The 24,000-nt window shown below is 61.4% G+C and carries 22 protein-coding genes and 1 pseudogene; 13 read left to right on the top strand and 10 right to left on the bottom strand.

Going from position 1 to position 24,000, the window contains the following annotated elements:
• Positions 1-57: 57 nt before the first annotated feature.
• Entirely contained in the window at positions 58-1,947 is a 1,890-nt protein-coding gene (locus tag ACSQ2Z_RS15130) for an ABC-F family ATP-binding cassette domain-containing protein (protein WP_436081938.1), read from the top strand.
• Between the two features lie 172 nt (positions 1,948-2,119).
• A complete protein-coding gene (locus tag ACSQ2Z_RS15135) occupies positions 2,120-2,272 on the top strand; it encodes a hypothetical protein (protein WP_436081939.1) in 153 nt (50 codons plus the stop codon).
• A 12-nt stretch (positions 2,273-2,284) separates the two neighbouring features.
• Here the strand turns inward: ACSQ2Z_RS15135 and ACSQ2Z_RS15140 are convergent, their stop codons facing one another.
• Complete coding sequence (locus tag ACSQ2Z_RS15140; protein WP_436081940.1) at positions 2,285-3,127, bottom strand: GNAT family N-acetyltransferase; 843 nt, start codon at positions 3,125-3,127, stop codon at positions 2,285-2,287.
• Positions 3,128-3,286: 159 nt separating this feature from the next.
• Between ACSQ2Z_RS15140 and ACSQ2Z_RS15145 the strand changes: the two genes are divergently transcribed.
• From ACSQ2Z_RS15145 to ACSQ2Z_RS15155, 3 genes and pseudogenes are all read left to right on the top strand, one after another.
• A complete protein-coding gene (locus ACSQ2Z_RS15145; protein ID WP_436081941.1) occupies positions 3,287-4,213 on the top strand; it encodes a Gfo/Idh/MocA family protein in 927 nt (308 codons plus the stop codon).
• A 113-nt stretch (positions 4,214-4,326) separates the two neighbouring features.
• Positions 4,327-4,618: pseudogene (locus ACSQ2Z_RS15150) on the top strand (ribbon-helix-helix domain-containing protein).
• Entirely contained in the window at positions 4,615-4,854 is a 240-nt protein-coding gene (locus ACSQ2Z_RS15155; protein WP_436081942.1) for a type II toxin-antitoxin system RelE/ParE family toxin, read from the top strand. The pseudogene ACSQ2Z_RS15150 and the gene ACSQ2Z_RS15155 overlap by 4 nt, the downstream one beginning before the upstream one ends.
• A gap of 75 nt (positions 4,855-4,929) precedes the next feature.
• Here ACSQ2Z_RS15155 and ACSQ2Z_RS15160 read toward each other — a convergent pair whose 3' ends face one another.
• Together ACSQ2Z_RS15160 and ACSQ2Z_RS15165 are read right to left on the bottom strand one after the other, a co-directional pair.
• The gene (locus tag ACSQ2Z_RS15160) at positions 4,930-5,379 is read right to left on the bottom strand and encodes a DNA polymerase III subunit chi (RefSeq protein WP_436081943.1); all 450 of its coding nucleotides are present in this window, start codon (positions 5,377-5,379) and stop codon (positions 4,930-4,932) included.
• A gap of 8 nt (positions 5,380-5,387) precedes the next feature.
• The gene (locus ACSQ2Z_RS15165; RefSeq protein WP_436081944.1) at positions 5,388-6,884 is read right to left on the bottom strand and encodes a leucyl aminopeptidase; all 1,497 of its coding nucleotides are present in this window, start codon (positions 6,882-6,884) and stop codon (positions 5,388-5,390) included.
• A gap of 323 nt (positions 6,885-7,207) precedes the next feature.
• Here ACSQ2Z_RS15165 and lptF point away from each other — a divergent pair, with 323 nt between their 5' ends.
• The 7 genes from lptF to ACSQ2Z_RS15200 all read left to right on the top strand — a co-directional run bounded on the left by lptF (position 7,208) and on the right by ACSQ2Z_RS15200 (position 15,517).
• Positions 7,208-8,383, top strand: a complete 1,176-nt coding sequence (gene lptF, locus ACSQ2Z_RS15170) for an LPS export ABC transporter permease LptF (protein WP_436081945.1) — start codon at positions 7,208-7,210, stop codon at positions 8,381-8,383.
• Entirely contained in the window at positions 8,380-9,465 is a 1,086-nt protein-coding gene (lptG, locus tag ACSQ2Z_RS15175) for an LPS export ABC transporter permease LptG (protein ID WP_436081946.1), read from the top strand. The genes lptF and lptG overlap by 4 nt, the downstream gene beginning before the upstream one ends.
• A complete protein-coding gene (locus tag ACSQ2Z_RS15180; RefSeq protein ID WP_436081947.1) occupies positions 9,465-11,798 on the top strand; it encodes an LPS-assembly protein LptD in 2,334 nt (777 codons plus the stop codon). Before lptG ends, ACSQ2Z_RS15180 begins: the two co-directional genes overlap by 1 nt.
• A 178-nt stretch (positions 11,799-11,976) precedes the next feature.
• Entirely contained in the window at positions 11,977-12,915 is a 939-nt protein-coding gene (locus ACSQ2Z_RS15185; protein WP_436081948.1) for a peptidylprolyl isomerase, read from the top strand.
• Positions 12,916-12,925: 10 nt separating this feature from the next.
• On the top strand, positions 12,926-13,957 hold the full coding sequence (pdxA, locus tag ACSQ2Z_RS15190; RefSeq protein ID WP_436081949.1) for a 4-hydroxythreonine-4-phosphate dehydrogenase PdxA: 1,032 nt from the start codon (positions 12,926-12,928) through the stop codon (positions 13,955-13,957).
• Positions 13,957-14,784: a 16S rRNA (adenine(1518)-N(6)/adenine(1519)-N(6))-dimethyltransferase RsmA gene (rsmA, locus tag ACSQ2Z_RS15195; protein ID WP_436081950.1), complete on the top strand. Its 828-nt coding sequence runs from the start codon at positions 13,957-13,959 to the stop codon at positions 14,782-14,784. The genes pdxA and rsmA overlap by 1 nt, the downstream gene beginning before the upstream one ends.
• Positions 14,785-14,893: 109 nt before the next feature.
• Positions 14,894-15,517, top strand: coding sequence for a methyltransferase family protein (locus tag ACSQ2Z_RS15200; protein ID WP_436081951.1), 624 nt, complete (start codon positions 14,894-14,896; stop codon positions 15,515-15,517).
• A 4-nt stretch (positions 15,518-15,521) separates the two neighbouring features.
• On the opposite strand, the gene gmk is transcribed toward ACSQ2Z_RS15200, so the two are convergent.
• From gmk to fabD, 7 genes are all read right to left on the bottom strand, one after another.
• Positions 15,522-16,187 (bottom strand): guanylate kinase, encoded by a 666-nt coding sequence (gene gmk, locus ACSQ2Z_RS15205; RefSeq protein ID WP_436081952.1) that lies wholly within the window; start codon positions 16,185-16,187, stop codon positions 15,522-15,524.
• 2 nt (positions 16,188-16,189) lie between these two features.
• Positions 16,190-17,077 carry a YicC/YloC family endoribonuclease gene (locus ACSQ2Z_RS15210; RefSeq protein WP_436081953.1) on the bottom strand — a complete coding sequence of 296 codons (888 nt, stop codon included), beginning with the start codon at positions 17,075-17,077 and terminating at the stop codon, positions 16,190-16,192.
• A 155-nt stretch (positions 17,078-17,232) separates the two neighbouring features.
• The gene (gene mltG / locus ACSQ2Z_RS15215) at positions 17,233-18,411 is read right to left on the bottom strand and encodes an endolytic transglycosylase MltG (protein WP_436081954.1); all 1,179 of its coding nucleotides are present in this window, start codon (positions 18,409-18,411) and stop codon (positions 17,233-17,235) included.
• 301 nt (positions 18,412-18,712) lie between these two features.
• Complete coding sequence (gene fabF, locus ACSQ2Z_RS15220; RefSeq protein WP_436081955.1) at positions 18,713-19,972, bottom strand: beta-ketoacyl-ACP synthase II; 1,260 nt, start codon at positions 19,970-19,972, stop codon at positions 18,713-18,715.
• A gap of 222 nt (positions 19,973-20,194) precedes the next feature.
• Positions 20,195-20,431 carry an acyl carrier protein gene (locus ACSQ2Z_RS15225; RefSeq protein WP_018327362.1) on the bottom strand — a complete coding sequence of 79 codons (237 nt, stop codon included), beginning with the start codon at positions 20,429-20,431 and terminating at the stop codon, positions 20,195-20,197.
• A 317-nt stretch (positions 20,432-20,748) separates the two neighbouring features.
• Positions 20,749-21,486 (bottom strand): 3-oxoacyl-[acyl-carrier-protein] reductase, encoded by a 738-nt coding sequence (gene fabG, locus ACSQ2Z_RS15230; protein ID WP_436081956.1) that lies wholly within the window; start codon positions 21,484-21,486, stop codon positions 20,749-20,751.
• A 24-nt stretch (positions 21,487-21,510) separates the two neighbouring features.
• The gene (fabD, locus tag ACSQ2Z_RS15235) at positions 21,511-22,455 is read right to left on the bottom strand and encodes an ACP S-malonyltransferase (RefSeq protein ID WP_436081957.1); all 945 of its coding nucleotides are present in this window, start codon (positions 22,453-22,455) and stop codon (positions 21,511-21,513) included.
• 165 nt (positions 22,456-22,620) lie between these two features.
• Between fabD and ACSQ2Z_RS15240 the strand changes: the two genes are divergently transcribed.
• Positions 22,621-23,664, top strand: a complete 1,044-nt coding sequence (locus tag ACSQ2Z_RS15240; protein WP_436081958.1) for an aldo/keto reductase — start codon at positions 22,621-22,623, stop codon at positions 23,662-23,664.
• Positions 23,665-24,000 lie beyond the last annotated feature (336 nt).

Consider the following 24,000-nt stretch of genomic DNA (forward strand, 5'->3'; position numbering starts at 1 on the left):
CCTGTTGCGCTGCGGCGAACTCTTGCCTTCGGCCAAGACTTCGGCCAAAACGCCGCCATGATTACGATCAACGACCTCTCCGCCCGCATCGCCGGGCGTCTCCTCATCGATCATGCGAGCGTGGCGCTTCCGGCGGGCACGAAGGCTGGTCTCGTCGGCAGGAACGGCGCCGGCAAGTCGACGCTGTTCAAGATCATCACCGGCGACATGGAAAGCGAGAGCGGCTCGGTTTCCATCCCGAGGAACACCCGCATCGGCCAGGTGGCGCAGGAAGCGCCCGGCACCGAAGAACCGCTGATCGAGATCGTGCTCAAGGCCGACAAGGAACGCGAGGCGCTTCTGACGGAAGCCGAAACCGCGTCCGATCCGCACCGGATCGCCGAAATCCACACGCGCTTGACGGACATCGATTCTCATTCGGCGGAGGCGCGGGCCGCCAGCATCCTGTCCGGCCTCGGTTTCGACGCGGAAGCGCAGTTGCGGCCGGCCTCGAGCTTTTCCGGCGGCTGGCGCATGCGCGTGGCGCTGGCAGCGGTGCTGTTCTCCGAACCGGACCTGTTGCTGCTCGACGAACCGACCAACTATCTCGACCTCGAGGGCACCTTGTGGCTGGAGGACTATGTCCGCCGCTATCCGCACACGGTCATCATAATCAGCCATGATCGTGACATGCTGAACATGGCGGTCAATTCGATCATCCACCTTGACCAGAAGAAACTCACCTTCTATCGCGGCTCCTACGACCAGTTCGAGCGCCAGCGCGCCGAGGCGATCGAGCTGCAGACCAAGGCGAAGGCCAAGAACGACGCTGCGCGAAAACACCTGCAGTCCTTCATCGACCGCTTCAAGGCCAAGGCCTCCAAGGCCCGTCAGGCGCAGAGCCGCGTCAAGGCGCTGGAGCGCATGGGCACGGTTTCTGCAGTGATCGAGGATCACGTCCAGCCAATCCGCTTTCCCAAGCCCGAGAAGCAGCCGGCCTCGCCGATCGTGGCGATCACCGGCGGCGCGGTCGGCTATACGCCGGGCAAACCCATCCTCAAGGGCCTCAACCTAAGGATCGACAATGACGACCGCATCGCGTTGCTCGGTTCGAACGGCAACGGCAAGTCGACCTTCGCGAAGTTCATTTCCGGCCGGCTTTCCGCCGAAAGCGGCGATATCCGCGTGCCACCCAATCTGAAGATCGGCTTCTTCGCCCAGCACCAGCTCGATGACCTCAGACCGGCCGAGACGGCCGTCCAGCACGTTCGGCCGCTGATGCCGGACGCGCCGGAAGCCAAGGTGCGCGCCCGCGTCGCCCAGATGGGGCTGGCGACAGAAAAGATGGAAACTCCTGCCAAGGATCTTTCCGGCGGCGAGAAGGCCCGCCTTTTGATGGGCCTTGCCGCTTTCGAGGCGCCGAACCTGCTGATCCTCGACGAGCCGACCAATCATCTCGACATCGATAGCCGCAATGCGCTGATCGAGGCGCTCAACGAGTATGAGGGCGCGGTCATCCTGATCTCGCACGACCGCCATCTGATCGAGGCAACCGTCGACCGCCTTTGGCTGGTCAAGGACGGCACCGTTGCCAACTACGACGGCGACCTCGAGGACTACCGCAACACCATCGTCCAGAGTTCCCGCGGCAAGGGGAACAAGGACAAGGGCAACGGCTCCGATGACAACCGCTCCAAGGCCGAGCAGCGCAAGGCCAATGCCGACAAGCGGGCAGCATTTGCGCCGCTCAAGAAAAAGATCAATGATGTCGAATCCTTGACCGGCAAACTGCAGAAACAGATTCAGGTTCTCGACAAGGAGCTTGAAGACCAGGAACTCTACGAAAAATTTCCTGCCAAGGCCGCCGCCAAGGTGAAGGAGCGCGCCGAGATCTTGGTCAAGCTCACCAGGGCTGAAGAACACTGGATGGACCTGTCCACCGAGTATGAAGAGGCGATGGCGGGGTGAGCCCGCCGTCTTCCTTTTGAGAAACACGCTCGTCCACAAGCAAAGTCTAAAATTTTAACGGAGCGTTTAAAGTCTCGTTTAAAATCGAGCCTTATATTCGCTCTTCATGAAACACGAGACCCAAAATGCTTTTCGCTTCCGGCGCGTCAAATGGGGAAATCCCCGGCACGCTTTGAACGCGTTGCGCAACAAGGAGCCGGTTTTCGTCGATGACGCTCCGGCGCCGGGCAGATTGTTCTGGGTACTCGTTGCGCTTCTGGTGATCAGCGTCTTTGCCAGCGTCCTGATCATCGGCGGACAGCACGATCTGTTCCCCTGGGCCTGATGCCCGCTCTCGTTATCCGAGCTCGAAGGTGGTGATGCCGTAGATCTGTCCGAGAGGCAGCTCCGGCGCTGGGCCACGGTACATCCGCGCCGTCTCGAACACCGGCTTCAGATTGTAGCGATCGCAGAGCGCCCGCGCGCCAGCGTTCGGCTCGGGGATATCGAGATAGACCCGGCCGCCGCCGACGCTCATCACCAGTTTGCGGAAGATCAGGTCGGCGCCGGTTTCCGTATCGGCAAACAGCGGTCCGATCTTGTGGCCCTCGCGGCAGGCGCGGATTGTGCCGTAGCCCAGGACCTCGGCGTTTCTGATCAACGCAAAGCTCTCGCGCGTTGAAAGCGGCTTCAGCCACTCGCGCAGGAAGGCATCGCGGCGGGCCGGATTGAAGCACGCGTCGTAGTCGATGAGCATCGGGACATGCACCGGGGAGACGGAAACCAGCTCGGCGCCTGGCGGCTCGGTGCATTGGACCTCGCCGCCATAGCGGAAATTGGCATGGGCATAGGCGAAACCGGATTTACGGTAGTTGTCCTGCTGCGCCACCACGCCATCGAGCCCGATGGTCCGGTCTCCCGCGGCCGAAACCGCCTTCTGCCACAGCGTAAAGCCGATGCCCTGGCCACGATAATCCGGATGCGCCATGTAGAAACCGAGAAAGGCATAGGCCTCGCCGTACCGGACAAGCGACAGCGCTGCCGCCACGGCCCCCTCCTCCTCGGCGATCCAGTAGCCTTCCGGATCCGCCGCCCAGAAAGCGGCGGCATCGTCGAGACCGGGATTCCAGCCCTCCCGCGCGGCCCAGTCGATGAGAATATCGAGATCGGCGCGGCTGGCTTTTCGAATGATCGGGGGCATGGCGGCTCCTGTTTGGAATTGCAGCCTTATCCAAATAGGGCGGCTTTGCTATTGTCCACCACCGGCAGCAACGAATATCTGCGCCACGGCAGCGCTTGCCCGGCTCTCGCTTTCTGCTACAAAGCCGTCCATAAAGTCATACAAATCGAGCGAAACACCATGAGCCCCATCAACATCTCGATCGTCGGCGTCGGCAAGATCGTCCGCGACCAGCACCTGCCCGCCATCGCCAGGAATTCGGACTACAAGCTGATTGCCGCCGCCAGCCGCCACGGCGTCGTCGATGGCATCGATAATTTCAAGTCGATCGAGGCGATGCTCGACGCGGTGCCGGCTATCGACGCCGTGTCGCTCTGCATGCCGCCGCAGTTCCGCTACCAGGCGGCGCGCGTGGCGCTCGAGGCCGGCAAGCACGTGTTCCTCGAAAAGCCGCCGGGCGCGACGCTGAGTGAGGTGGCCGATCTCGAATCGCTCGCCGCCGCCAAGGGCCTGTCGCTGTTCGCCAGCTGGCATTCGCGCTATGCGCCGGCTGTCGAAGCCGCCAAATCCTTCCTCGCCTCGACCAAGATCAACAGCGTCAAGGTGATCTGGAAGGAGGATGTGCGCCATTGGCACCCGAACCAGGACTGGATCTGGCAGGCCGGCGGCCTCGGCGTCTTCGATCCCGGCATTAACGCGCTCTCGATCGTCACGCATATCCTGCCGAACCCGCTGTTCATCACCTCGGCGACGCTCGAATTCCCGGAAAACCGAGACGCGCCGATCGCCGCCTCGATCACCTTTACCGACGCCAACAACCTGCCGGTCCTGGCCGAATTCGACTGGCGCCAGACCGGCCACCAGAGCTGGGACATCATCGCCGAAACCGACGCCGGCACGATGACGCTCGCCGAAGGCGGCGCCAAGCTGTCGATCGACGGCAAACTGGTTCATGACGAGCCGGAACAGGAATATCCAGCGCTCTACGCCCGCTTCGCCGAGATCATCAAGGCGAAACAATCCGACGTCGACCTTTCACCGCTGCGCCACGTCGCGGATGCCTTCATGCTCGGCAAGCGGAAGTTCGTCGCGGCGTTTGTCGATTGAGTCCATCTCACTGTTTCACGGGCCGCGCCTCCAGTGCGCGGCCTTTTTTTTGCGGTGAAACTCGATACGATTAAATCATACCGTGTGGTAAAAGGGATGAAGAGGATCGAGCGATGAGAACAACGCAGGCACTCAGCATAACTTTGCCCCTGGAAATGGCCAAAACGGTCAAGGCGAAGGTGGCGTCCGGGGAGTACGCGAGCGAAAGGCGAAGTCATCCGCGATGGCCTGCGCACTCTGGCTTCCCGCGATGCGGCGATTGAAAAGTGGCTGGTCGAAGAAGTGGTGCCGACCATAGCGGCCCATGATATCGACCCCAGCCGCGCGCTCTCCGCTGAGGAGATGCGCAGGCGGTTAAATGCTCATATGGACGCGCGCAAGGGGCAAAAACTGTCCCGCACATGACCTATTCCGTCGTTTTCGACATTGCGGCCGAGGGCGACCTCACGGAGTTATACGACTATCTTCTGCCACGGGCGGGAGAAAGAGACGCTGCGGCCAATATCAATGACATCATTGATTACTGCGTCTCTTCCAGCACCGTTCCTGAGCGGGGAACGCGTTCCGAGAGAAGCCCCGGGCTGCGTACGGTGGGTTTCCGCCGCAAAGCGACGATAGCGTTCCGGGTCAAGGCGACGTGATTACAGTCATGCCCATATTTCACGGCGGCGGGAACGTTGTATTCCCCCAAGAGGACTGATTGAAGGCTCGGAGGATCACGCCTTCTTCACCCACCGCCCGTCCTGGTTCTGCTGCCAGTAGGTCAGCGAATGCCCCTCGCCCTTGAGCGCCTTCCAATGCGCCCGCGCGCCTTCCAGCTGCGCCTGGTCGTAAGCGTCGAACATGAACACCACGCGCTCGTAGCTGCCGACCGGCGGCGGTTCTGCGCCATCGACGAGAAAGCGGACGGTGGCGCCGTTGGGGTTGCCGTCTCCCGCCGTCAACAGGATCGGCTGCTCCTCGGCGAAATTTGCGACATCCGTGCCGTGGGGCAAAAAACTGTCGTCGCGATAGGTCCATAGATGCGTGTCGAGCATGTCGCGCCGTTCCTCGTCCACCGTCTGCACGACGACGCGCCAGCCGCGCTCGATGCTTTTGTCAAGCAGCGGCGGCAGCGCGTCTTCGAGCTTCGATTCGGTCAGGTGATAGAACAGGATATCCGTCACGGGTGAGATCAGCCCTCGTAATTCGTGCGGACGAACTCATCCAGCAGGCGCACGCCGAAGCCCGAGCCCCACGACGGGTTGACCTCGTCGGTCGGCGAGCCCATGGCAGTGCCGGCGATGTCGAGGTGCGCCCATAGCGTATCCTTGACGAAGCGCTTCAGAAACTGCGCCGCGGTGATCGAGCCGGCATAGCGGCCGCCGGTGTTCTTCATGTCGGCGAACTTGCTGTCGATCATCTTGTCGTATTCCTTGCCGAGCGGCAGGCGCCACAGCCGTTCCTGCGTCGTCAGCCCCGCCGCCGTCAATTGTCCCGCAAGCGTGTCGTCGTTGGTGAACAGGCCGGCATGATGACTGCCGAGCGCCACCATGACGGCGCCGGTCAGCGTTGCTAGATTGATCATGAACTGCGGCTTGAAGCGGTCGTTGCAGTACCACAGCGCGTCGCACAGAACGAGCCGGCCTTCGGCGTCCGTATTGATGATCTCGATCGTCTGGCCGGACATGGAGGTGACGATGTCGCCCGGACGCTGGGCATTGCCGTCGGGCATGTTTTCCACAAGGCCGATGATGCCGACGACATTCGCCCTGGCCTTGCGCGTCGCCAGGACATGCATCAGGCCGGTGACGGCAGCCGCCCCGCCCATGTCGCCCTTCATGTCCTCCATGCCGGCTCCGGGCTTGATCGAAATGCCGCCCGAATCGAAGACCACGCCCTTGCCGATGAAGGCGACCGGTCTGTCTTTCGGTTTTCCACCTTTCCACTGCATGATCGCCAGCCGCGGCGGCCGCACCGATCCCTGCGCTACGCCGAGCAGCGCGCCCATGCCGAGCTTCTTCATTTCGCGCTCGGTCAGGATCTCGACTTCGACGCCAAGCTTTTCGAGTTCCTTGGCCCTGGCCGCGAACTCGACCGGCCCAAGCACGTTCGCCGGTTCGTTGACGAGATTGCGGGCGATGAAGACGCCTTCGGCGATCGCCTGCGAATTGGCCGCCGCCTTCTTGGCTGCAATGACCGCGCCGGTGACAATGGTGACTTTCACTGGCTTTGGCGGTCCCTTCTGCTCGTCGTCGTCCTTCTTCGTCGTCTTGTAGGTATCGAAGCAATAGGCGTTCATCTCCATGCCGAGCGCAAAATCGGCAGCCGCCTTGCCGGAGACCTCGACGCCGGGTGCATCGAGGAAAATCGTCACCTTCTCCGCGCCGCGGATTTTCGACGCCGCGGCCCCGCCCGCCTTCAGCCAGTCATGCGCGGAAAGGCCGGCGCCATCGCCGAGCCCGAGAACCACGATGCGATCGACCGGCGCCCCCTGCGGTGCAACGATATCGAGCGTGCTCAACGACTTGGCCTTGAACTTGGCGATCCGCGCAGCCTTGGCGATAATCGCCTCGGGATCAGTGTCCGCAGCGCCAGCCGCCTCTTTTCCGTCAACAGTCTTGAGCAGGATAGCTAGACCACCGGACAAGCGTGCTGATTTGCTGAAACCGATTTCGAATTTCATCGACATGAAGACACTCCAGAAGGGCCGCCGGCAAACGCCGCTATGTTACATGGCGGCTACAGTGGCAAACATTCGCCATCAACCGCAAGCCCGGAAACAGATCTGTGCACCCTTCTTGGTTTTGATGGCCTTGGCAAGACGCGAGCACATGTTTACATGCTGTTAACTGTCATTCTTTGCCGTGCATTAGCCCTGCCCTTTTACAATTTGGTTGTCGTGGAAAACTTGCAAACCGGTTCGATCAGCGCGATAGGGACACGCCGTCCGACCCGAAGCCTATCGCCGGCGCCAGACCGGGCAGGCGGTAGAAAGATGGGCCAGGATCAGCCATGAAATTGATCGAGCGCTATATCCTGAGGCGGGCAACGGGCATGTTCCTTGCCACACTCCTGCCGCTGATGGCGATCGTCTGGACGACGCAGGCGCTGACCAGCGTCAACCTTGTGACGGACAGCGGCCAGTCTATCCTCGCCTTCCTGCGGCTCGCGACGCTCATCCTGCCGTCGATCATCCCGCTGATCCTGCCCTTCGCACTCGTTATCGGCGTGGCGCAGACACTGACGGCGATGAATGCCGATTCGGAGCTCACGGTGCTGAATGCCGCCGGCAGCTCGCGCATGACGATCATCCGGCCGGTCCTTTACCTCGCCATCGCACTCAGCATCCTGTCCTTTGCGGTCGACAATTTCGCCGAACCCTATTCACGCATGGCCGTGCGCAAGATGATCGCCACCGCCCATGCCGACCTCCTGTCGTCCGTGGTGCAGGAAAACACCTTCCGCAAGATTGCCGACGGCCTCTATGTCCAGGTCGCCTCGCGCCGCAGTGGCGGCGTTCTGCACGGGATTTTCGTCGCCGATTCGCGCAACCCGGCCTATGAGCTGGTCTATTACGCACGCGAAGGTGCTGTGGACGAGAACGGCTCGGCGCTGGTGATGAAGGATGGCGAGGTGCACCGCAAGCTTCCGGACAGCAATGTCTCGATCATCAAGTTCGATTCCTATGCCTTCGACCTCACGGACCTGACAAAGATGGCGGGCCAAGCCACCATCCGCGCGAAGGACCGGGATCTGTTTTTCCTGCTCGATCCGGATCCGAAGGACCCGGTTTACGAGAAGGACCCGATGTCCTTCTCGGCGGAACTGCACCGCCGGTTCACCGAGTGGACCTTTCCCCTGCTCTTTGCGCTGATTACGCTGGTCGTCAGCAGCGATGCGCGATCGCATCGCGAAGCCCGCATGCATCCGATGATTACCGCCCTCCTGACCTGTCTTTTCGTCCGCTGGGCAACCTTCTACGCCGCCAACAGCGCGGAGGAATCACGCGCCTTCGTTCCAGTCATGTATCTGATCCCGCTCGCGACCGGCGCTCTGGCGATCCGTCAGCTGATGGGCAACAAGCGGCTTGAAATCCCGCTGACCTGGGAGCAGAAACTGAAGGAGATCCTGGCTCGCCTGCGCCTCGCCAAGGTCGCGCCTGCATCCGACGGGAACCAGTCCGCATGATATCCACCACGCTCGGGCGTTATTTCTTCAGGCGATATGCGGTGACGACCTTCTGGTTCCTTACCGGCATTTTCGCACTGATCTTCATCATCGATTTCAGCGAGCTGTCGAACCGGATGTCGCAATTGCCGCGGTACTCGGTCGCAGGCGCCCTTCTGATGACAACGTTCCGCATTCCAATGATTCTGCAGCAGACCGTTCCCTTCGTGGCGTTGTTTGCCGGCATGACGGCACTGATCTCGCTCAACCGCCGCTATGAGCTGGTGGTGACCCGTGCTGCGGGCATTTCCGTCTGGCAATTTCTGCAGCCCTTCGTCATCGGCGCATTCCTGTTCGGCATCCTGACGGTCATCGCCCTCAATCCGATCGCTGCCTGGGGCACGAAGCAGGCGGAAGCGCTGGAAGCGGAATGGGGAAGCTCATCCTCGGCCGGGTCGGCGATCTCCGTCCCCTGGCTGCGGCAGATCTACGGAAATGACGATATGATCATCGGCGCCCGCTCCGTTCAGGACGAGGGCAAGAAGCTGGTCAACGTCACGGTGCTCCATTTCGATCCGCTCGGCACGATCGTTTCGAGACAGGATGCCGCGACGGCAAAACTGGAAGATGGTTACTGGCTTCTTAACGCTGTGACAGAAACGCGCAACGGGCAACTGCCGCGCCGTCTCGCCACGGCACAACTGCCGACCCATTTGAAGCCGGAATTCGTCCAGGAAACGCTAGCAAAGGCTGATTCCATTCAGTTTTTTGACCTTCAGCGCAAGATGGAGGTGGCAAAATCCTTCGGCTTCCCGACAAACGGCATGGAAACCCAATTCCACTCGATGCTTTCGCTTCCACTGCTTCTGGTGGCAATGACGCTGATCGCTGCAAGCGTCTCTTTAAAATTTAGCCGGTTTAACCAATCGAGGCCGGTGATTCTCGGTGGCATCCTGTCAGGCTTCGTGCTTTATGTCGTCACCGTGCTTGTCAAAGCATTCGGGAGCAGCGGCATTGTGCCTCCGTTCGTTGCAGCCTGGCTGCCGGTTGTTGTAGCGATGGCGCTGGGCTCGACTATTCTATTGCATGAGGAAGATGGCTAGTGGCGGCAGGCAACCGCAAACATATCAGGCTGCTCACGGCCCTTCTGCTTTCCGGCGTTGCGTTCCAGGCGCTTACCCCGATCGCACCCGCTTGGGCACAAGAAACCAATATCGATTCGCTTCAGCCGAAGCTCCCCGAAGACGCCAAGATGCTTCTTTCGGCCAACGAGCTCGTCTACAATCAGGACGCGGAGCGCGTGATCGTGCGCGGCGGCGTGCAGATCAATTATGGCGGCTACCAGATGGTCGCCCAGCAGGTCGAATACAGCCAGAAGACCGGGCGCATCATTGCGACCGGCGAAATCGAACTCATCGAACCCGGCGGCAACAAGATCTACGCCGACAAGATGGACGTGACAGACAATTTCGCCGATGGCTTCATCGAAACGATGCGGCTTGAAACGACCGACCTCACGAAACTCGCGGCCGTCTCCGGCGAGCGTCGCAACGGCGAGGAGATGATCCTCAACAATGCCGTCTATACCGCCTGCACGCCCTGCGCGACCAATCCGGACCATCGCTCGCTCTGGCACGTCAAGGCGCAGCGCATCGTCCAGAACGGCAAGACCCATACCGTTCGCATGGAGAATGCCAAGTTCGAGCTGTTCGGCAAGCCGATCCTCTACTTGCCCGTTCTCGAGGTTCCCGACCATACGGTAAAGCGCAAGAGCGGCTTCCTGTTTCCAAAGTTCAAATACACGCAGAAACTCGGCGCCGGTGTCGGCGTTCCCTACTATTGGGCGATTTCGCCCTATATGGACGCGACCGTCACCGCGACCGGTTTGACGCGCCAGGGTTTCCTGCTCGAAGGCGAATTCCGTCAGCGCTTCGAAAACGGCGAACATATCCTCAGCATGGCCGGCATCAGCCAGCTGGATCGCGAAAGTTTCACCGGCGGCACCATCGATGCCAAGGAAACGGCCCGCGGCATGGTCGCCTCGAAGGCCAAATTCGAGATCAATCCGCGCTGGACGTTCGGCTGGAACGTTCTGGTACAGAGCGACAACAACTTCGCCAAGACCTACGAGCTTTCGACCTTTGACGGTACGACCTATACGAACCAAGTCTATCTGACCGGTCTCGGCAAGCGCAATTACTTCGACGCGCGCGCCTTCTACTTCGACATTCAGGATGCCGACCTGGACAGCCTTGCCGAAAACAAGCAGGCCGTCGCACAGGTGCTCGACTATTCTTACACTGCACCTCAACCCGTGCTTGGCGGCGAATTGAACGCCAATTTCAACCTGACCAACGTCAAGCGCAACCGCGAGGATGAGCTTGAAATACCGGGCGTGGTCGATCGGTTCCGCGGCCTTGAAGGCACGGCTCACCGGCTCAGCGCGGAAGTGGAATGGAAGCGCAACTTCATCGTTCCGGGCGGCCTGTCGCTGACGCCGCTCTTGGCGGCGCGCGGCGACGTCCTCGGATTGAACATGACCGACCCGGGCACCGACTATACCGGCAATTTTTACGATAACGACGCCGCCACCCGGCGCATGCTGACGGCGGGGATCGACGCGCGCTATCCCATTCTGCTGACGACCGACTACAGCAGTCATATCATCGAGCCGATTGCCCAGGTCTATGCCCGCCCCGACGAGGAATATGCCGGCGGTCTGCCGAACGAGGACGCACAGAGCTTCGTCTTCGATGCGACCACGCTTTTCGACCGCGACAAGTTCTCCGGCTACGATCGCATCGAGGGCGGCACGCGGGCCAATCTCGGCGTCCGCTACACCGGCGCGCTCGGCAATGGCTATGCGCTGCGCGCCATCGCCGGCCAGTCGTTCCATCTGGGCGGCGTGAACTCTTTCGCGACCGACGACCTGGTCAAGGCGGGTTCGGATTCCGGACTTGAAACAGACCGGTCCGACTATGTCGCGATGGTCGGCATCGATGCACCCTCCGGCATCACCACAAGCCTGAGCGGCCGCTTCGACGAAAGCAATTTCGATCTGCGGCGCGCCGATGCGACGATCGGCTACCAGGGCATCTTCTGGCAGACGGCGCTGACCTACACCAGCATTCAGGCGCAGCCCCTTTACGGTTCGACCAGCGACCAGGACGAGATCCAGACGGCAGCGGCCTACAAGTTCCACGACTACTGGTCGGTGTTCGGCTCGGTCACCTACGACCTGAATAGCAACGTCGTGACCCGCAACGGCATCGGCATCACCTATGACGACCGCGACACGATCTTCTCGCTGGTCTACAAGGAAGAGCGCGACACCGATCAGAGCGTCGCCAATGACTGGTCGATCGGCGCCCGCATCAGCTTTCGTACATTGGGCGACATCAATGTCGGCGACACGGACTTCGACAGCCTGAACTGAGCCGCCCTGCTTTCGCCGTGCGACAGACGGAACCGCGGCCTCCAGCGACTTGCAGGTCTTGTCATTGTTCGGCCGCATGTATTATGCATCTTGCGGAAAAACGCGCAGGACGATTGCGCTCGGCACAAGATCATCACCTCCGGGGCTTCGCATTCGGGGAAGACGAAAAGGATAAGAAATGGGCGGGAAACACTCGATCATGCGCGCGGTTTCGACAATGATCCTCGCCTGTGGCCTGGCATTTGCTGCCGCGCCGGCGGCAGTGCAGGCGGCAAGCAAGGTCGTCGCCGTCGTCAACGGTTCGCCCATTACCTCCGGCGACATCGCCAAGCGTGCCGCGTTCCTGCGCCTGCAGCGACAGGGCGGTGGCCAGGCTGCTGCCCGCCAGCAGTTGATCGACGAAGTTCTCAAGCGCGCCGAAGTCATCCGGGTCGGCGCCTCCGTTGGCACGAGTGATGTCGATGCCGCAGTTGGCCGCTTTGCCTCCGGCAACAAGCTGACCATCGAGCAATTGTCGCACGTGCTTGATCAGGCCGGGGTGGGCCTCGACCACTTCAAGAGCTACGTTGCGGTCGCCATGAGCTGGCCGCGTGTCGTCAACGCCCGTTATGGCGGCGGCAGTCGCCTTTCCAATGAGGAACTCGTCCGGCGCATGCAGGAAAACGGCGGCAACAAGCCGGTGACGACGGAATATTTCCTGCAGCAGGTGATCTTCGTGGTCCCTGCCTCCAAGCGCAACGCCATCATCGGCAAGCGCCAGGCGGAAGCCAACGCATCGCGCGCGAAGTATCCCGGCTGCGAACAGGCCAAGGTCTTTGCCGCAACGATGCGGGACGTGTCGATCCGCAGTCTCGGCCGCATGATGGTGCAGGAGATTCCCGAGGACTGGAAGTCGCTAGTCGAAAAGGCCGGCGACGGCAACACGACGGGAACGCGCGTCACCGAAAAGGGCGTCGAGTATCTCGCCATCTGCAAGAAGCGCCAGGTTTCCGACGACCTTGCTGCTGAAGTCGTCTTCCGCGCTGAGGATATTGGCAAGAAGACCGAGGGCGAAGACGCCAACAGCAAGCGTTACATCGAGGAACTGCGCAAGCGGGCGCAGATCATCGAAAAGTAATCGCCCTGTCATGACAGCACCAGCAAGCGACAGGCCGCTCGCCTTGACCATGGGTGATCCGGCCGGCATCGGCCTCGACATCGGCCTTGCCGTGTGGGCAAACAGGCAGGCTTGGCGGACGCCGCCCTTCATCCTGATCGGCGATCCCGCCGCCCTTGCCGGGCGCGCCCGGATTCTTGGCCATGACATCGCGATCAGCGAAACTGATTGCGCCGAAGCCATTGCCGTTTTCGCGACCGCGCTGCCGGTTCTGCCGGTCGCCTGCGCCAACCCTGTCACGCCGGGCCAGCCGGATTCCGCCAATGCCGGCGCCATTACCGACGCCATCGAAACTGCCGTCCGGCTGGCGATGGAGAATACCGCCTCCGCCGTCGTCACCAATCCGATCGCCAAATCGGTGCTCTACGCGGCCGGCTTCAAGTTCCCCGGACACACCGAATTTCTCGCCGATATCGCCGAACGTGCCACCGGTAAAAAACGGCTGCCGATCATGATGCTGGCGGGGCCGAAGCTGAAAGCGGTGCCGGTGACTATCCACATCCCGCTGAAGGATGTGCCGGCCCAACTGACGTCCGACCTGATCTACCGGACATGTACGATCACCGCGCAGGATCTGAAGCAGCGTTTTGGTCTTCCCTCGCCTCGCATCGCTGTCGCGGGGCTTAACCCGCATGCCGGTGAAAACGGCGCATTGGGTCTCGAGGACGATGCGATCATTCGCCCTGTCATCGACCGATTGAAGGCCGAAGGGCTCGATATCACCGGCCCCCTGCCCGCCGATACGATGTTCCACGATCGCGCCCGCGCAACCTATGACGTGGCGATCTGCATGTACCACGATCAGGCGCTGATCCCGGCCAAGGCGCTCGGCTTCGATGACAGCGTCAACGTAACGCTCGGCCTTCCCTTCATCCGCACATCGCCGGATCACGGCACAGCGTTCAGCCTTGCGGCCAAGGGTATCGCTCGTGCCGACAGTCTGCTGGCCGCGCTGCGGATGGCTCGGGAACTGGCTGACACTGCCGCAAAGGCGAACGGTTGATGGCGGCGATCGACGGCCTGCCGCCGCTGCGCGATGTCATCCAACGCCATGGCCTCGATGCCAAAAAGGCATTGGGCCAGAACTTTCTGTTCGACCTCAACCTCACTCAGAAGATCGCTCGCACCGCCGGCCCGCTCGATAGCGTGACGGTCATCGAAGTCGGCCCCGGACCCGGTGGCCTGACCCGCGCCATCCTGTCGCTCGGCGCCAAAAAGGTGATTGCAGTTGAACGGGACAGCCGCTGCCTGCCCGCGCTCGCCGAGATCGCCGATCACTATCCCGGTCGCCTGGAAGTGATCGAGGGCGACGCGCTGAAGATCGATTTCGAAGATCTCGCAAGCGATGGCCCGATCAGGATCATCGCCAACCTGCCTTACAATGTCGGCACGCAACTTTTGGTCAACTGGCTGCTGCCGAAGGCATGGCCGCCCTTCTACCAGTCGATGACACTGATGTTCCAGCGCGAGGTTGGCTTGAGGATCGTGGCGGAGGCGGACGACGACCACTATGGTCGGCTCGGGGTTCTCTGCGGTTGGCGGACGAATGCCCGCATGGCCTTCGACGTGCCGCCACAGGCGTTTTCGCCGCCGCCCAAGGTGACCTCGTCGGTGGTCCATCTGGAACCGCTCGACAACCCCATCCCCTGCTCTGCTGCTAACCTCGAAAAGGTAACGATGGCCGCCTTCGGTCAGCGCCGCAAGATGCTGCGCCAAAGCGTCAAGTCGATCGGCGGCGAAGCCTTGCTCGCCAAGGCCGGCATCGATCCGCAGCGGCGTGCCGAAACGCTTTCCGTCGAAGAATTCTGCCGGCTCGCCAATTGCCTTTAGTGGTGCAGGCCGCTTCTCAAATTTGTCGCAAAAATACCCCAAGATGGCCGGAGGAATCTCGATCGCGCAAGATCGAAGGTACAGGCGTGCGTCCAAAGGAAATTTCGACATGCACTCGGCATCGCAACCCGCTCCGTTCAACCAGAAAATGCGCCTCTATGCGCTCTGGCTTCTCGCCACGGCCTTTCTGGCAGCCTTCCTCGTCAGCATGCCGCTCTGGGGTGAAGGCAGCAGCGTTCACGAACCGATGGAAATCGCCGGCCTGGTTCTTCTCTTCACAGCCATCCTCGGGCGGCTCTGGAGCATTCTCTATATCGGATCTCACAAGAACAGTCGGCTGATCACAGATGGTCCCTATTCCATCAGCCGCAATCCGCTTTACCTGTTCTCGCTCATCGGAGTGACCGGCATCGGCTTCATGTTTGGCTCTTTGCTGATCACCGCGGTCCTCGTCAGCGTGGCATTCCTGATCTTTCATGCTACCGCCCTGCGAGAGGCAGCGCACCTGCACGGAAAATTCGCTGACGCCTACAATGCCTATGCCGCCGACACGCCACTTTTCTGGCCGAATTTCCGTCGGTACAGGAGCGAATCCGAAGTCACCTTCTCGACGGCCGCGCTCACGACAACGTTTCGTGATGCGATCTGCCTAGTTGCCCTGTTCCCAGCCGTCGAGCTCTTGGAAAAACTGCATACCGCCGGCTATCTGACGACTCTCTTCTACATCCCCTGACCCGTCAGAGTTTCGGCGTCTCGGTCAAAAGCCTATTGACGAACTCGAACAGGCCCGGACGCCGGTCGCGGCGCAGGCGCTCGGCCTCGACGATGGCCTGGACGGAGGCAAACGCGCTGTCGAGGTCCTCGTTGACGACGATATAGTCGTATTCGATCCAGTGCTCGATTTCGGACCGTGAATTGGCGAGCCGGGTGGCAATGACCTCTTCCGTATCCTCGGCGCGGCGATGCAAGCGCGACTGCAGCTCGGCCATCGACGGCGGCAGGATGAAGATCGATACGACATCGCCGCCCATCTTCTCCTGCAACTGCTGGGCGCCCTGCCAGTCGATGTCGAAAAGCATGTCGCGGCCTTCGGCCATGGCTTCTTCCACCGCGTCGCGCGGCGTGCCGTAGAAATTGCCGTGGACCTCGGCCCATTCCAGAAGCGCGTCGGTCTGGCGCAGGCCCTCGAACTCGCGGATCGACTTGAAGAAGTAGTGACGGCCTTCGATCTCGCTCGGGCGGCGCTTGCGCGTCGTCACGCTGACGGAAATGCTCAGTTGCGGGTCGGCTTCGAGCAGGTTTCGCGCGATCGTCGACTTGCCGGCGCCGGAGGGTGAGGAGATCACCAGCATGAGGCCGCGGCGCTGAATGGCTTTCGTGGATGGTGGGCTGGCGGGGCTCATGGTCACTCCAGATTTTGGACCTGTTCACGAAACTGGTCGATGACGACCTTCAGTTCGATGCCGGCAGCAGTCACCGTCGCGGCATTCGATTTGGAGCAGATCGTATTCGATTCGCGGTTAAATTCCTGGGAAAGGAAATCGAGTTTCCGTCCGACCGGTCCGCCCTTTTTCAAGAGATCCCGGGCAGCGATGACATGCGTGCGCAACCGGTCGATCTCCTCGCGGATGTCCGCCTTCGCCGCAAGCAGCGCCACCTCGCCGTAGAGTCGATCCTGATCGATCGTCAAGCCGCCATCCAACACCAAGGCCACTTGCTGCGCCAACCGCGCAGCGATCGATTGCTGGCTGCGCGACGGGTCCGTTTCGATCTGGCGGGTCAGCATTCCAATCGCTTCGATCTGGTCGAGCAGGACCTGGCAGAGTGCCGCCCCTTCCGTCTCGCGCATGGCGGCGATGTCTGCAAGCGCCAGCCGCAGGCCTGCCAGGAGCTCGCTGTCGCGAGCGGTGCGCTCCCCCTCCCGTTCTTCCGGCTCACGAAAATCGACGATACCGCGGATCGAGAGCAGCGTGTCGAGGCGCAACGGTGCCGGGTCGATGACGTCACGCAGTTGCTCGCGCAGCGACAGGACAGCGGCCAGCGCAGTGTGGTTGACCACCGTCTCGACGCCCGCCTCGCTGGCGCTGACGGTTAGATTGATCTGCATGTTACCACGCGAAATGCTCGCCGCGACGAGCTTGCGCACCTCGGTTTCCAGATGCTCGGTGCCGGTCGGCAGCCGCAGCCGCAGATCGAGGCCCTTGCCATTGACCGAGCGCAGTTCCCACGCCCAACGATAGCGCCCGGAGGTTCCCTCGCGGCGGGCAAATCCGGTCATGGATTGCAACGGCATGGTCTTCTCCCTGGGTCCGCGGCACATTGGCCGGAATTGGCTCGCGAAACGCGCGCGGAACTATTGAAACAGTGCATGAATGTGTACGGCTCCGACGCCGTTGACCGCAAGGGTCAAGCGCGCCGGAGCCGTATCATCCACAAGCGTCGCACTGATTATTCCTGGACGGCCACTGGTTCTGCCGCCTTGGCAGCCGCAGCGGCCTTCTCGGCCTCCAGCTTGCGCCAGCGCCGGACATTGTTGTTGTGCTCGTCGAGCGTGGCTGCGAACACATGCCCGCCTGTGCCGTCGGCAACGAAATAGAGATCCGATGTCCGCGACGGATTGGCAACCGCCTCGAGCGCCGCGCGGCCGGGGTTGGCGATCGGTGTCGGCGGCAGGCCCTTGATCAGATAGGTGTTGTAGGGCGTCTGCTTGTCGAGGTCCGATTTCAGGATCGGCCGGTCGGTGGGCTTTCCGTCGCCGCCGAAGATGCCGTAGATGATCGTCGGGTCGGATTGCAGGCGCATGCCCTTTTCCAGCCGGTTGATGAAGACGGAGGCGACACGCGAGCGCTCGTCGGCAATGCCCGTTTCCTTCTCCACGATTGACGCGAGCGTGACGAACTCGTCACGGCTGGAAACCGGCAGGTCCGGGCCGCGACGATCCCATATCTGATCGACCAGCGCCTTCTGCGCGGCGGCCATCTGCGCGACGATTTCGCTGCGCTTGGTACCGCGCGAGAATTTATAGGTATCCGGGCGCAACGTGCCTTCGGCGGGCAACTCTGCAGGCAGATTGCCTTCGAGTATGGGATCCGCGCTCAGCTTGCTGAACATCTGCCTGACGGTCAGGCCTTCGGGAAGCGACACGGAGTAGAGGATCGACTTGCCGGACTTCAGCAGTTGCATGATCTCCTGCATGGAGGAGCCAGCCTTGATTTCGTACTCGCCGGCCTTCAGCGTGTCGTCATCCAGATAGGCTTCCGACATGAAGCGGAAGACACGCCCGTCGGAGACAATATTGTTGCGCTCGAGGCTGCCTGCGATCTCCTGGATGCCGGCGCCGTTGCGCACGATGAAATTGGTGTTTGCCGTCAGCGGACCCTTAGCCTCGTAAGCCGTCATGGCATAGTAAACCGTCGCGGCGGCGGCGACCGTCAGGCAGACGATAACGGTCATCAGGAAGTTCAGAAAGATGACGACCTGGCTTTTCGCCTTGCGCGACCGCTTCGGCGGCTGCGGCACTTTTTCGGGACGAAGAGCTTCGCTCGCCGATTTCGGAATGATCGGGCCGTTATTTCCGGCCTCGCTGCGGCCGAAAGGCACTGCGCTGTTTTCGTTTGCGTCGTTCACGAGTGTCCTGATTCTGGAGTTCGCATCCTGCACGTCTCAATCCCTGATGCGAACTCCAGAAGAGAAGCAGGAAAGAGAATCATTTCATCACGACTATAGCGAACCTATCCCATTCGCCTTGTGTCAGCATGACCAGCGTCTGGCTCCCCGGTCATCGGCCGCAAATCGTTCCTATTGCACGTTTGAACTGAGCAATGCGGCAAAAGCTGGATAACGGATGCAATTACAGCATCGGACAGAGGAGAAGCGCTGACATCGAAGGACACGGGCCGCTGTCGGTGCGGCACCGTGAACGATGAAATCAGCCAAAGCGGCGCAGAACGAGGGAGGCATTCGTGCCGCCGAAACCGAAGGAATTCGACAGAGCGACATTGATCTCGCGCTTGCGCGCCACATGCGGCACCAGATCTATCTTCGTTTCAACCGAAGGATGGTCGAGATTGAGCGTCGGCGGCGCGACATTGTCGCGGATCGCCAGCGCGCAGAAGATCGCCTCCACCGCACCGGCGGCACCGAGCAGATGGCCGATCGCCGACTTGGTCGACGACATCGAAACCTTGGAGGCATGTTCGCCAAGGACGCGCTCGGCGGCGCCAAGCTCGATCGTGTCCGCCATTGTCGAGGTACCATGCGCGTTGATGTAGTCGATATCGGCAGCCGTCAGGCCGGCGCGCTTCAACGCCATCTGCATGCAGCGATACGCCCCGTCGCCATCTTCCGCCGGCGCGGTGATGTGGAAGGCATCACCCGAGAGGCCGTAGCCGACAACTTCCGCATAGATCTTGGCGCCTCGCGCCTGGGCATGCTCGAGTTCTTCGAGCACGACGATGCCTGCGCCCTCGCCCATGACAAAACCGTCACGATCCTTGTCATAGGGGCGCGACGCCTTCTGCGGATCGTCATTGTGCTGGGTGGACAGCGCCTTGCAGGCCGCAAAGCCGGCAAGCGCGATGCGCGAAATCGGCGATTCCGTGCCGCCCGCGACCATCACCTCGGCGTCGCCGAGCGCGATCAGCCGGGCTGCGTCGCCAATGGCGTGAGCGCCGGTGGAACAGGCCGTGACGACGGAATGGTTGGGGCCGCGCAGCTTGTGGCGGATCGACACCTGACCGGAGGCGAGGTTGATCAAACGGCCGGGAATGAAGAAGGGGGAAACGCGGCGCGGACCCTTGTCGCGCAACGTGATACCGCCATCGACGATGCCTTCGAGACCGCCGATGCCGGAACCGATCATGACGCCGGTGGCGATCTGGTCTTCGTCGGATTTCGGATGCCAGTCGGCATCCGCCAGTGCCATGTCGGCTGCGGCCATGGCATAGATGATGAAGGAATCGACCTTGCGCTGTTCCTTCAGCTCCATCCAATTATCGGGATTGAAAGTGCCATCGGTGCCATCGCCGAACGGCAGGCGGCAGGCAATCTTCGCAGGCAGGTCTTCGACTTCGAATTCAGTCACCTTGCGGGCGGCGTTTCCTCCGGCAAGAAGCCGCGACCAGGTGATCTCGGTTCCACAACCCAATGGAGATACCATGCCGGTACCGGTGATAACGACACGTCTCATAACCCGTGATCCACCCTGCCTGTTAATTCCAGAACCGGACCGGACCACATGCTAAAAACCGGACCCGTACATCCATTTCCGTGATGTTCATATCGCGCGATCAGGTACGGAAGCCACCAGACTTTCCTTAAATGCGCATATTGCTCCCCAGAAAGAGAGAGCATGCCCCGCCAGGGGACTTGAAGGCGGGCCGCGATGCGCCCCGCCCTGCACGACCTGATATCAGGCCTGTGCCTTTTCAATGAACTTGACAGCGTCGCCGACCGTCAGGATCGAATCGGCTGCATCGTCGGGGATTTCGACGCCGAACTCTTCTTCGAATGCCATGACCAGTTCGACGGTGTCGAGCGAGTCCGCGCCCAGATCGTCGATGAAGCTTGCGCCTTCCGAAACCTTTTCGGCATCGACGCCAAGATGATCAATAACAATTTTCTTTACGCGTTCTGCTACGTCGCTCATGTCGGATTCCTCGACCTTTGTTTTTTCTCAACGATGCCGTTCTGACATCGGTACCCTATTAACGCCAGAGAGATCAAGACGATCACCCCGGCAATCTCTTCAACCGCAAGAGCGGCAGACCACGCACTGCAAAAGACGGCGGGTGCCTCATATCTTCCGATCGACTGCGCACAGTCATGGCCCGCTTAACACGGTTTAAGTCTGTCGCAAAGTCCGAAAATGGCCGGGAATGGCTTGGTCAACACGCAATTCCCGGTATTTCCGCCCCGCCCCTTCGATTAACGCGAAAACGCGGCAGCGCAGGCGTTTTGCCGCCTTCAGATCATTGCCATGCCGCCATTCACATGGATCGTCTGGCCGGTGACATAACCAGCCTCGTTCGACGCCAGATAGGCGACGGCGGAGGCAACTTCGGCGCCGGTGCCCATTCGCTTCATCGGGATGGCGCCCATGATGGCGTCCTTCTGCTTGTCGTTCAGCTTGCCGGTCATGGCGCTCTCGATGAAGCCGGGGGCGACGCAGTTGACCGTCACGTTACGGGTGGCGATCTCCTGGGCGAGCGACTTGGAAAAGCCGATCATGCCCGCCTTGGAAGCGCAGTAGTTGGCCTGCCCCGGATTGCCGGTGACGCCGACGATCGAGGTGATGTTGATGATGCGACCATGGCGACGGCGCATCATCGGATGGGTCAGCTCGCGCGTCAGCCGGAAGACCGACGTCAGGTTGACTTCCAGCACCGCGTCCCAGTCCTCGTCGCTCATCCGCACGAACAGGCCGTCCTTGGTGATGCCGGCATTGTTGACGAGAATATCGACGCCACCGAGCTCGCTCTCGGCCTTTTCACCGAGCGCCTTGACGGCGGCCCGGTCGGCAAGGTTGGCCGGAAACAGGTGGACGCGCTCGCCGAGCTCGTTGCCGAGCGCCTCGAGCTTTTCGACGCGGGTGCCGTGCAACCCGACGATGGCGCCCTGCGCATGCAAGATGCGGGCGATCTCTTCGCCGATGCCGCCGGATGCGCCGGTAACGAGAGCCTTGCGGCCAGACAGATCGAACATGGTCTTGATCCTTATGGTTTCGGCTCAGGCGAGCAGAGTTTGAAGCGCCGCGTCGATATCGGCGGGGGAATTGACGGCGATGCCGGTCACCGTCTTGTCGATGCGGCGGGCAAGACCGGTCAGCACCTTGCCGGAGCCGATCTCGTACAGCGTCGTCACGCCGTTCGCAGCGAACCACTCGACGGTCTCGCGCCAGCGGACCTGGCCGGTAACCTGCTCGACCAGAAGGCTGGCGATCTCGCCTGCATCCGTCACCGGCGCTGCCCGCACATTGGCGATCAGCGGCACCACCGGATTGCTCTTCGCAACCGTCGACAGCGCCTTGCGCATGGCGTCTGCCGCGGGCGTCATCAGCGCCGAATGGAAGGGCGCGGACACAGGCAAAAGGATGGCGCGCTTGGCGCCCTTCTCGGTCGCAAGCATCGCCGCCTTTTCGACCGCGGCCTTTTCGCCTGAGATCACCAGCTGGCCGCCACCATTGTCGTTGGCGATCTGGCATGAGCCGAGCGCGGAGGCGGCCGCGCAAACCGCGTCGACGTCGCCATGCTCAAGCCCGATGATCGCCGCCATCGCGCCCTTGCCGACGGGAACCGCCGCCTGCATGGCGTTGCCGCGGATGCGCAGAAGTCGCGCCGTATCGGCAAGCGAGAAGGTTCCGGCGGCACAGAGTGCGGAATATTCGCCGAGCGAATGGCCGGCGACATAGGCGACCCTGGATATCAGATCGAGCCCCTTGGCTTCCATCACGCGCAGCGCCGCGATCGAGACCGCCATCAACGCCGGTTGGGCGTTTGCCGTCAGCGTCAGCGTCTCTTCCGGGCCGTTCCACATGATGTCGGAGAGCTTTTCGCCGAGCGCCTCGTCGACCTCGGCAAAGACGGCTGCGGCCTCCGGAAAGGCATCGGCCAGGTCCTTGCCCATGCCAAGCGCTTGGCTGCCCTGTCCGGGAAATGTGAATGCGATTGCCATGGGATATGTCCTTCCCTTCAATTTTCCTTTCCATTCACATTCCTTGCGCCCGAGTCAAGGCTTGAGCGGCCTTCGACCCCATCTGTGCATGGGGACGCGCGCTTTTCTCTTGCGCTGCAACAAACAGCCTCTACATTCGCCGCCAAACAAGATCGAGGCACATCCATGCACTACAAGACACTCGGCCGCACCGGCATCACCGTTTCCGAAATCTGCCTCGGCACCATGACCTGGGGCAGCCAGAACCCGGAAAGCGAGGCCCACGAGCAATTGGACTATGCCCTCGGGCAAGGCATCAACTTCATCGACACGGCCGAGCTCTACCCCGTGACGCCGCTTTCGGCCGAAACGCAAGGGCGCACCGAAGCCTATATCGGCACATGGCTGAAGGCGCGCGGAAAACGCGATGACGTCGTCGTCGCCACCAAGGTCGCAGGCCCCGGACGTCCCTATATCCGCGGCGGCAGCCCCATGAGCCCCGCCACCATGCGGATTGCGCTCGACGAAAGCCTGAAACGGCTGCAGACGGACTATGTCGATCTCTATCAGCTGCACTGGCCGAACCGCGGCCACTACCACTTCCGCAATGCCTGGAACTACACTCCGTCGAAACAGGACAGGACCACGGTGCCGGCCGAGCTTCTGGCGCTCCTCGAAACGCTTGGAGAATTCGTGAAAGCGGGCAAGATCCGCGCCGTCGGCCTGTCGAACGACACCGCCTGGGGCGCAATGACGATGCTGTCGCTTGCCGAGGAACACGGCCTGCCGCGCATCGCCTCGATCCAGAACGAATACAATTTCCTCTACCGCGCCTTCGATCTCGACCTTGCCGAAGTCAGCCACCACGAGGACATCGGCCTGCTCGCCTATTCGCCGCTTGCCGCCGGCCTCATGACCGGCAAATATCTCAACGGTGCGTGCCCTGAAGGCTCCCGCCTCAGCATCAACGGCGACCTCGGCGGCCGCTATACCGAATACCAGGAAGGAGCCGTCGCCGCCTATGCCGGGCTCGCCCGCGCCCACGGCCTCGACCTTGCCCAGATGCAGCTCGCCTTCAGCCTCACCCGCCCCTTCATGACCTCGGTCATTATCGGCGCGACGAGCATGGCGCAGCTGAAGACGAATATCGGCGCCAAGGATGTCAGGCTGTCGGCCGAGGTGCTGAAGGGAATCGGGCGGCTGCACCGCCAGTTCCCGGCCCCGATCTGAACACAGAAAGCCCGTCAGCGGCTCTCCGTACCAGAGAGTGTGAGACCGGTATGGCTGCGGCCGGGATCTTCTGAACCCATGCAAAAATGGCCCGCTGCATTCAGCAGGCCATTCAGATGCGGACAAAGTCATATTATCGGCAGGTCATTGGGGACATTAAGCGGCAGTCAAACCTCCGTCATTCCTGTGCTTGTCACAGGAATCCAGCTAGCCCAAGTCGTTGGGCTGAAGGTCTTTTGACCCGACAGACGTCGGGTCGCTGGATCCCCGCCACAAGGGCGAGGATGACGGAGAAAGGGTGGCCAATACCCGCTTTCAGGGTTTGTCAGCAGTCTG

This window comes from Pararhizobium sp. LjRoot235, assembly GCF_964254145.1.
Lineage (GTDB): Bacteria > Pseudomonadota > Alphaproteobacteria > Rhizobiales > Rhizobiaceae > Pararhizobium.

Excerpts from the sequence above, each read along its gene's own strand:
- ACSQ2Z_RS15130 (WP_436081938.1), top strand. The coding sequence starts at position 58 with ATGATTACGATCAACGACCTCTCCGCCCGCATCGCCGGGCGTCTCCTC.
- ACSQ2Z_RS15140 (WP_436081940.1), bottom strand. The coding sequence starts at position 3,127 with ATGCCCCCGATCATTCGAAAAGCCAGCCGCGCCGATCTCGATATTCTC.
- ACSQ2Z_RS15145 (WP_436081941.1), top strand. The coding sequence starts at position 3,287 with ATGAGCCCCATCAACATCTCGATCGTCGGCGTCGGCAAGATCGTCCGC.
- ACSQ2Z_RS15155 (WP_436081942.1), top strand. The coding sequence starts at position 4,615 with ATGACCTATTCCGTCGTTTTCGACATTGCGGCCGAGGGCGACCTCACG.
- ACSQ2Z_RS15165 (WP_436081944.1), bottom strand. The coding sequence starts at position 6,884 with ATGTCGATGAAATTCGAAATCGGTTTCAGCAAATCAGCACGCTTGTCC.
- lptF (WP_436081945.1), top strand. The coding sequence starts at position 7,208 with ATGAAATTGATCGAGCGCTATATCCTGAGGCGGGCAACGGGCATGTTC.
- lptG (WP_436081946.1), top strand. The coding sequence starts at position 8,380 with ATGATATCCACCACGCTCGGGCGTTATTTCTTCAGGCGATATGCGGTG.
- ACSQ2Z_RS15185 (WP_436081948.1), top strand. The coding sequence starts at position 11,977 with ATGGGCGGGAAACACTCGATCATGCGCGCGGTTTCGACAATGATCCTC.
- pdxA (WP_436081949.1), top strand. The coding sequence starts at position 12,926 with ATGACAGCACCAGCAAGCGACAGGCCGCTCGCCTTGACCATGGGTGAT.
- rsmA (WP_436081950.1), top strand. The coding sequence starts at position 13,957 with ATGGCGGCGATCGACGGCCTGCCGCCGCTGCGCGATGTCATCCAACGC.
- ACSQ2Z_RS15200 (WP_436081951.1), top strand. The coding sequence starts at position 14,894 with ATGCACTCGGCATCGCAACCCGCTCCGTTCAACCAGAAAATGCGCCTC.
- gmk (WP_436081952.1), bottom strand. The coding sequence starts at position 16,187 with ATGAGCCCCGCCAGCCCACCATCCACGAAAGCCATTCAGCGCCGCGGC.
- ACSQ2Z_RS15210 (WP_436081953.1), bottom strand. The coding sequence starts at position 17,077 with ATGCCGTTGCAATCCATGACCGGATTTGCCCGCCGCGAGGGAACCTCC.
- fabF (WP_436081955.1), bottom strand. The coding sequence starts at position 19,972 with ATGAGACGTGTCGTTATCACCGGTACCGGCATGGTATCTCCATTGGGT.
- ACSQ2Z_RS15225 (WP_018327362.1), bottom strand. The coding sequence starts at position 20,431 with ATGAGCGACGTAGCAGAACGCGTAAAGAAAATTGTTATTGATCATCTT.
- fabG (WP_436081956.1), bottom strand. The coding sequence starts at position 21,486 with ATGTTCGATCTGTCTGGCCGCAAGGCTCTCGTTACCGGCGCATCCGGC.
- fabD (WP_436081957.1), bottom strand. The coding sequence starts at position 22,455 with ATGGCAATCGCATTCACATTTCCCGGACAGGGCAGCCAAGCGCTTGGC.
- ACSQ2Z_RS15240 (WP_436081958.1), top strand. The coding sequence starts at position 22,621 with ATGCACTACAAGACACTCGGCCGCACCGGCATCACCGTTTCCGAAATC.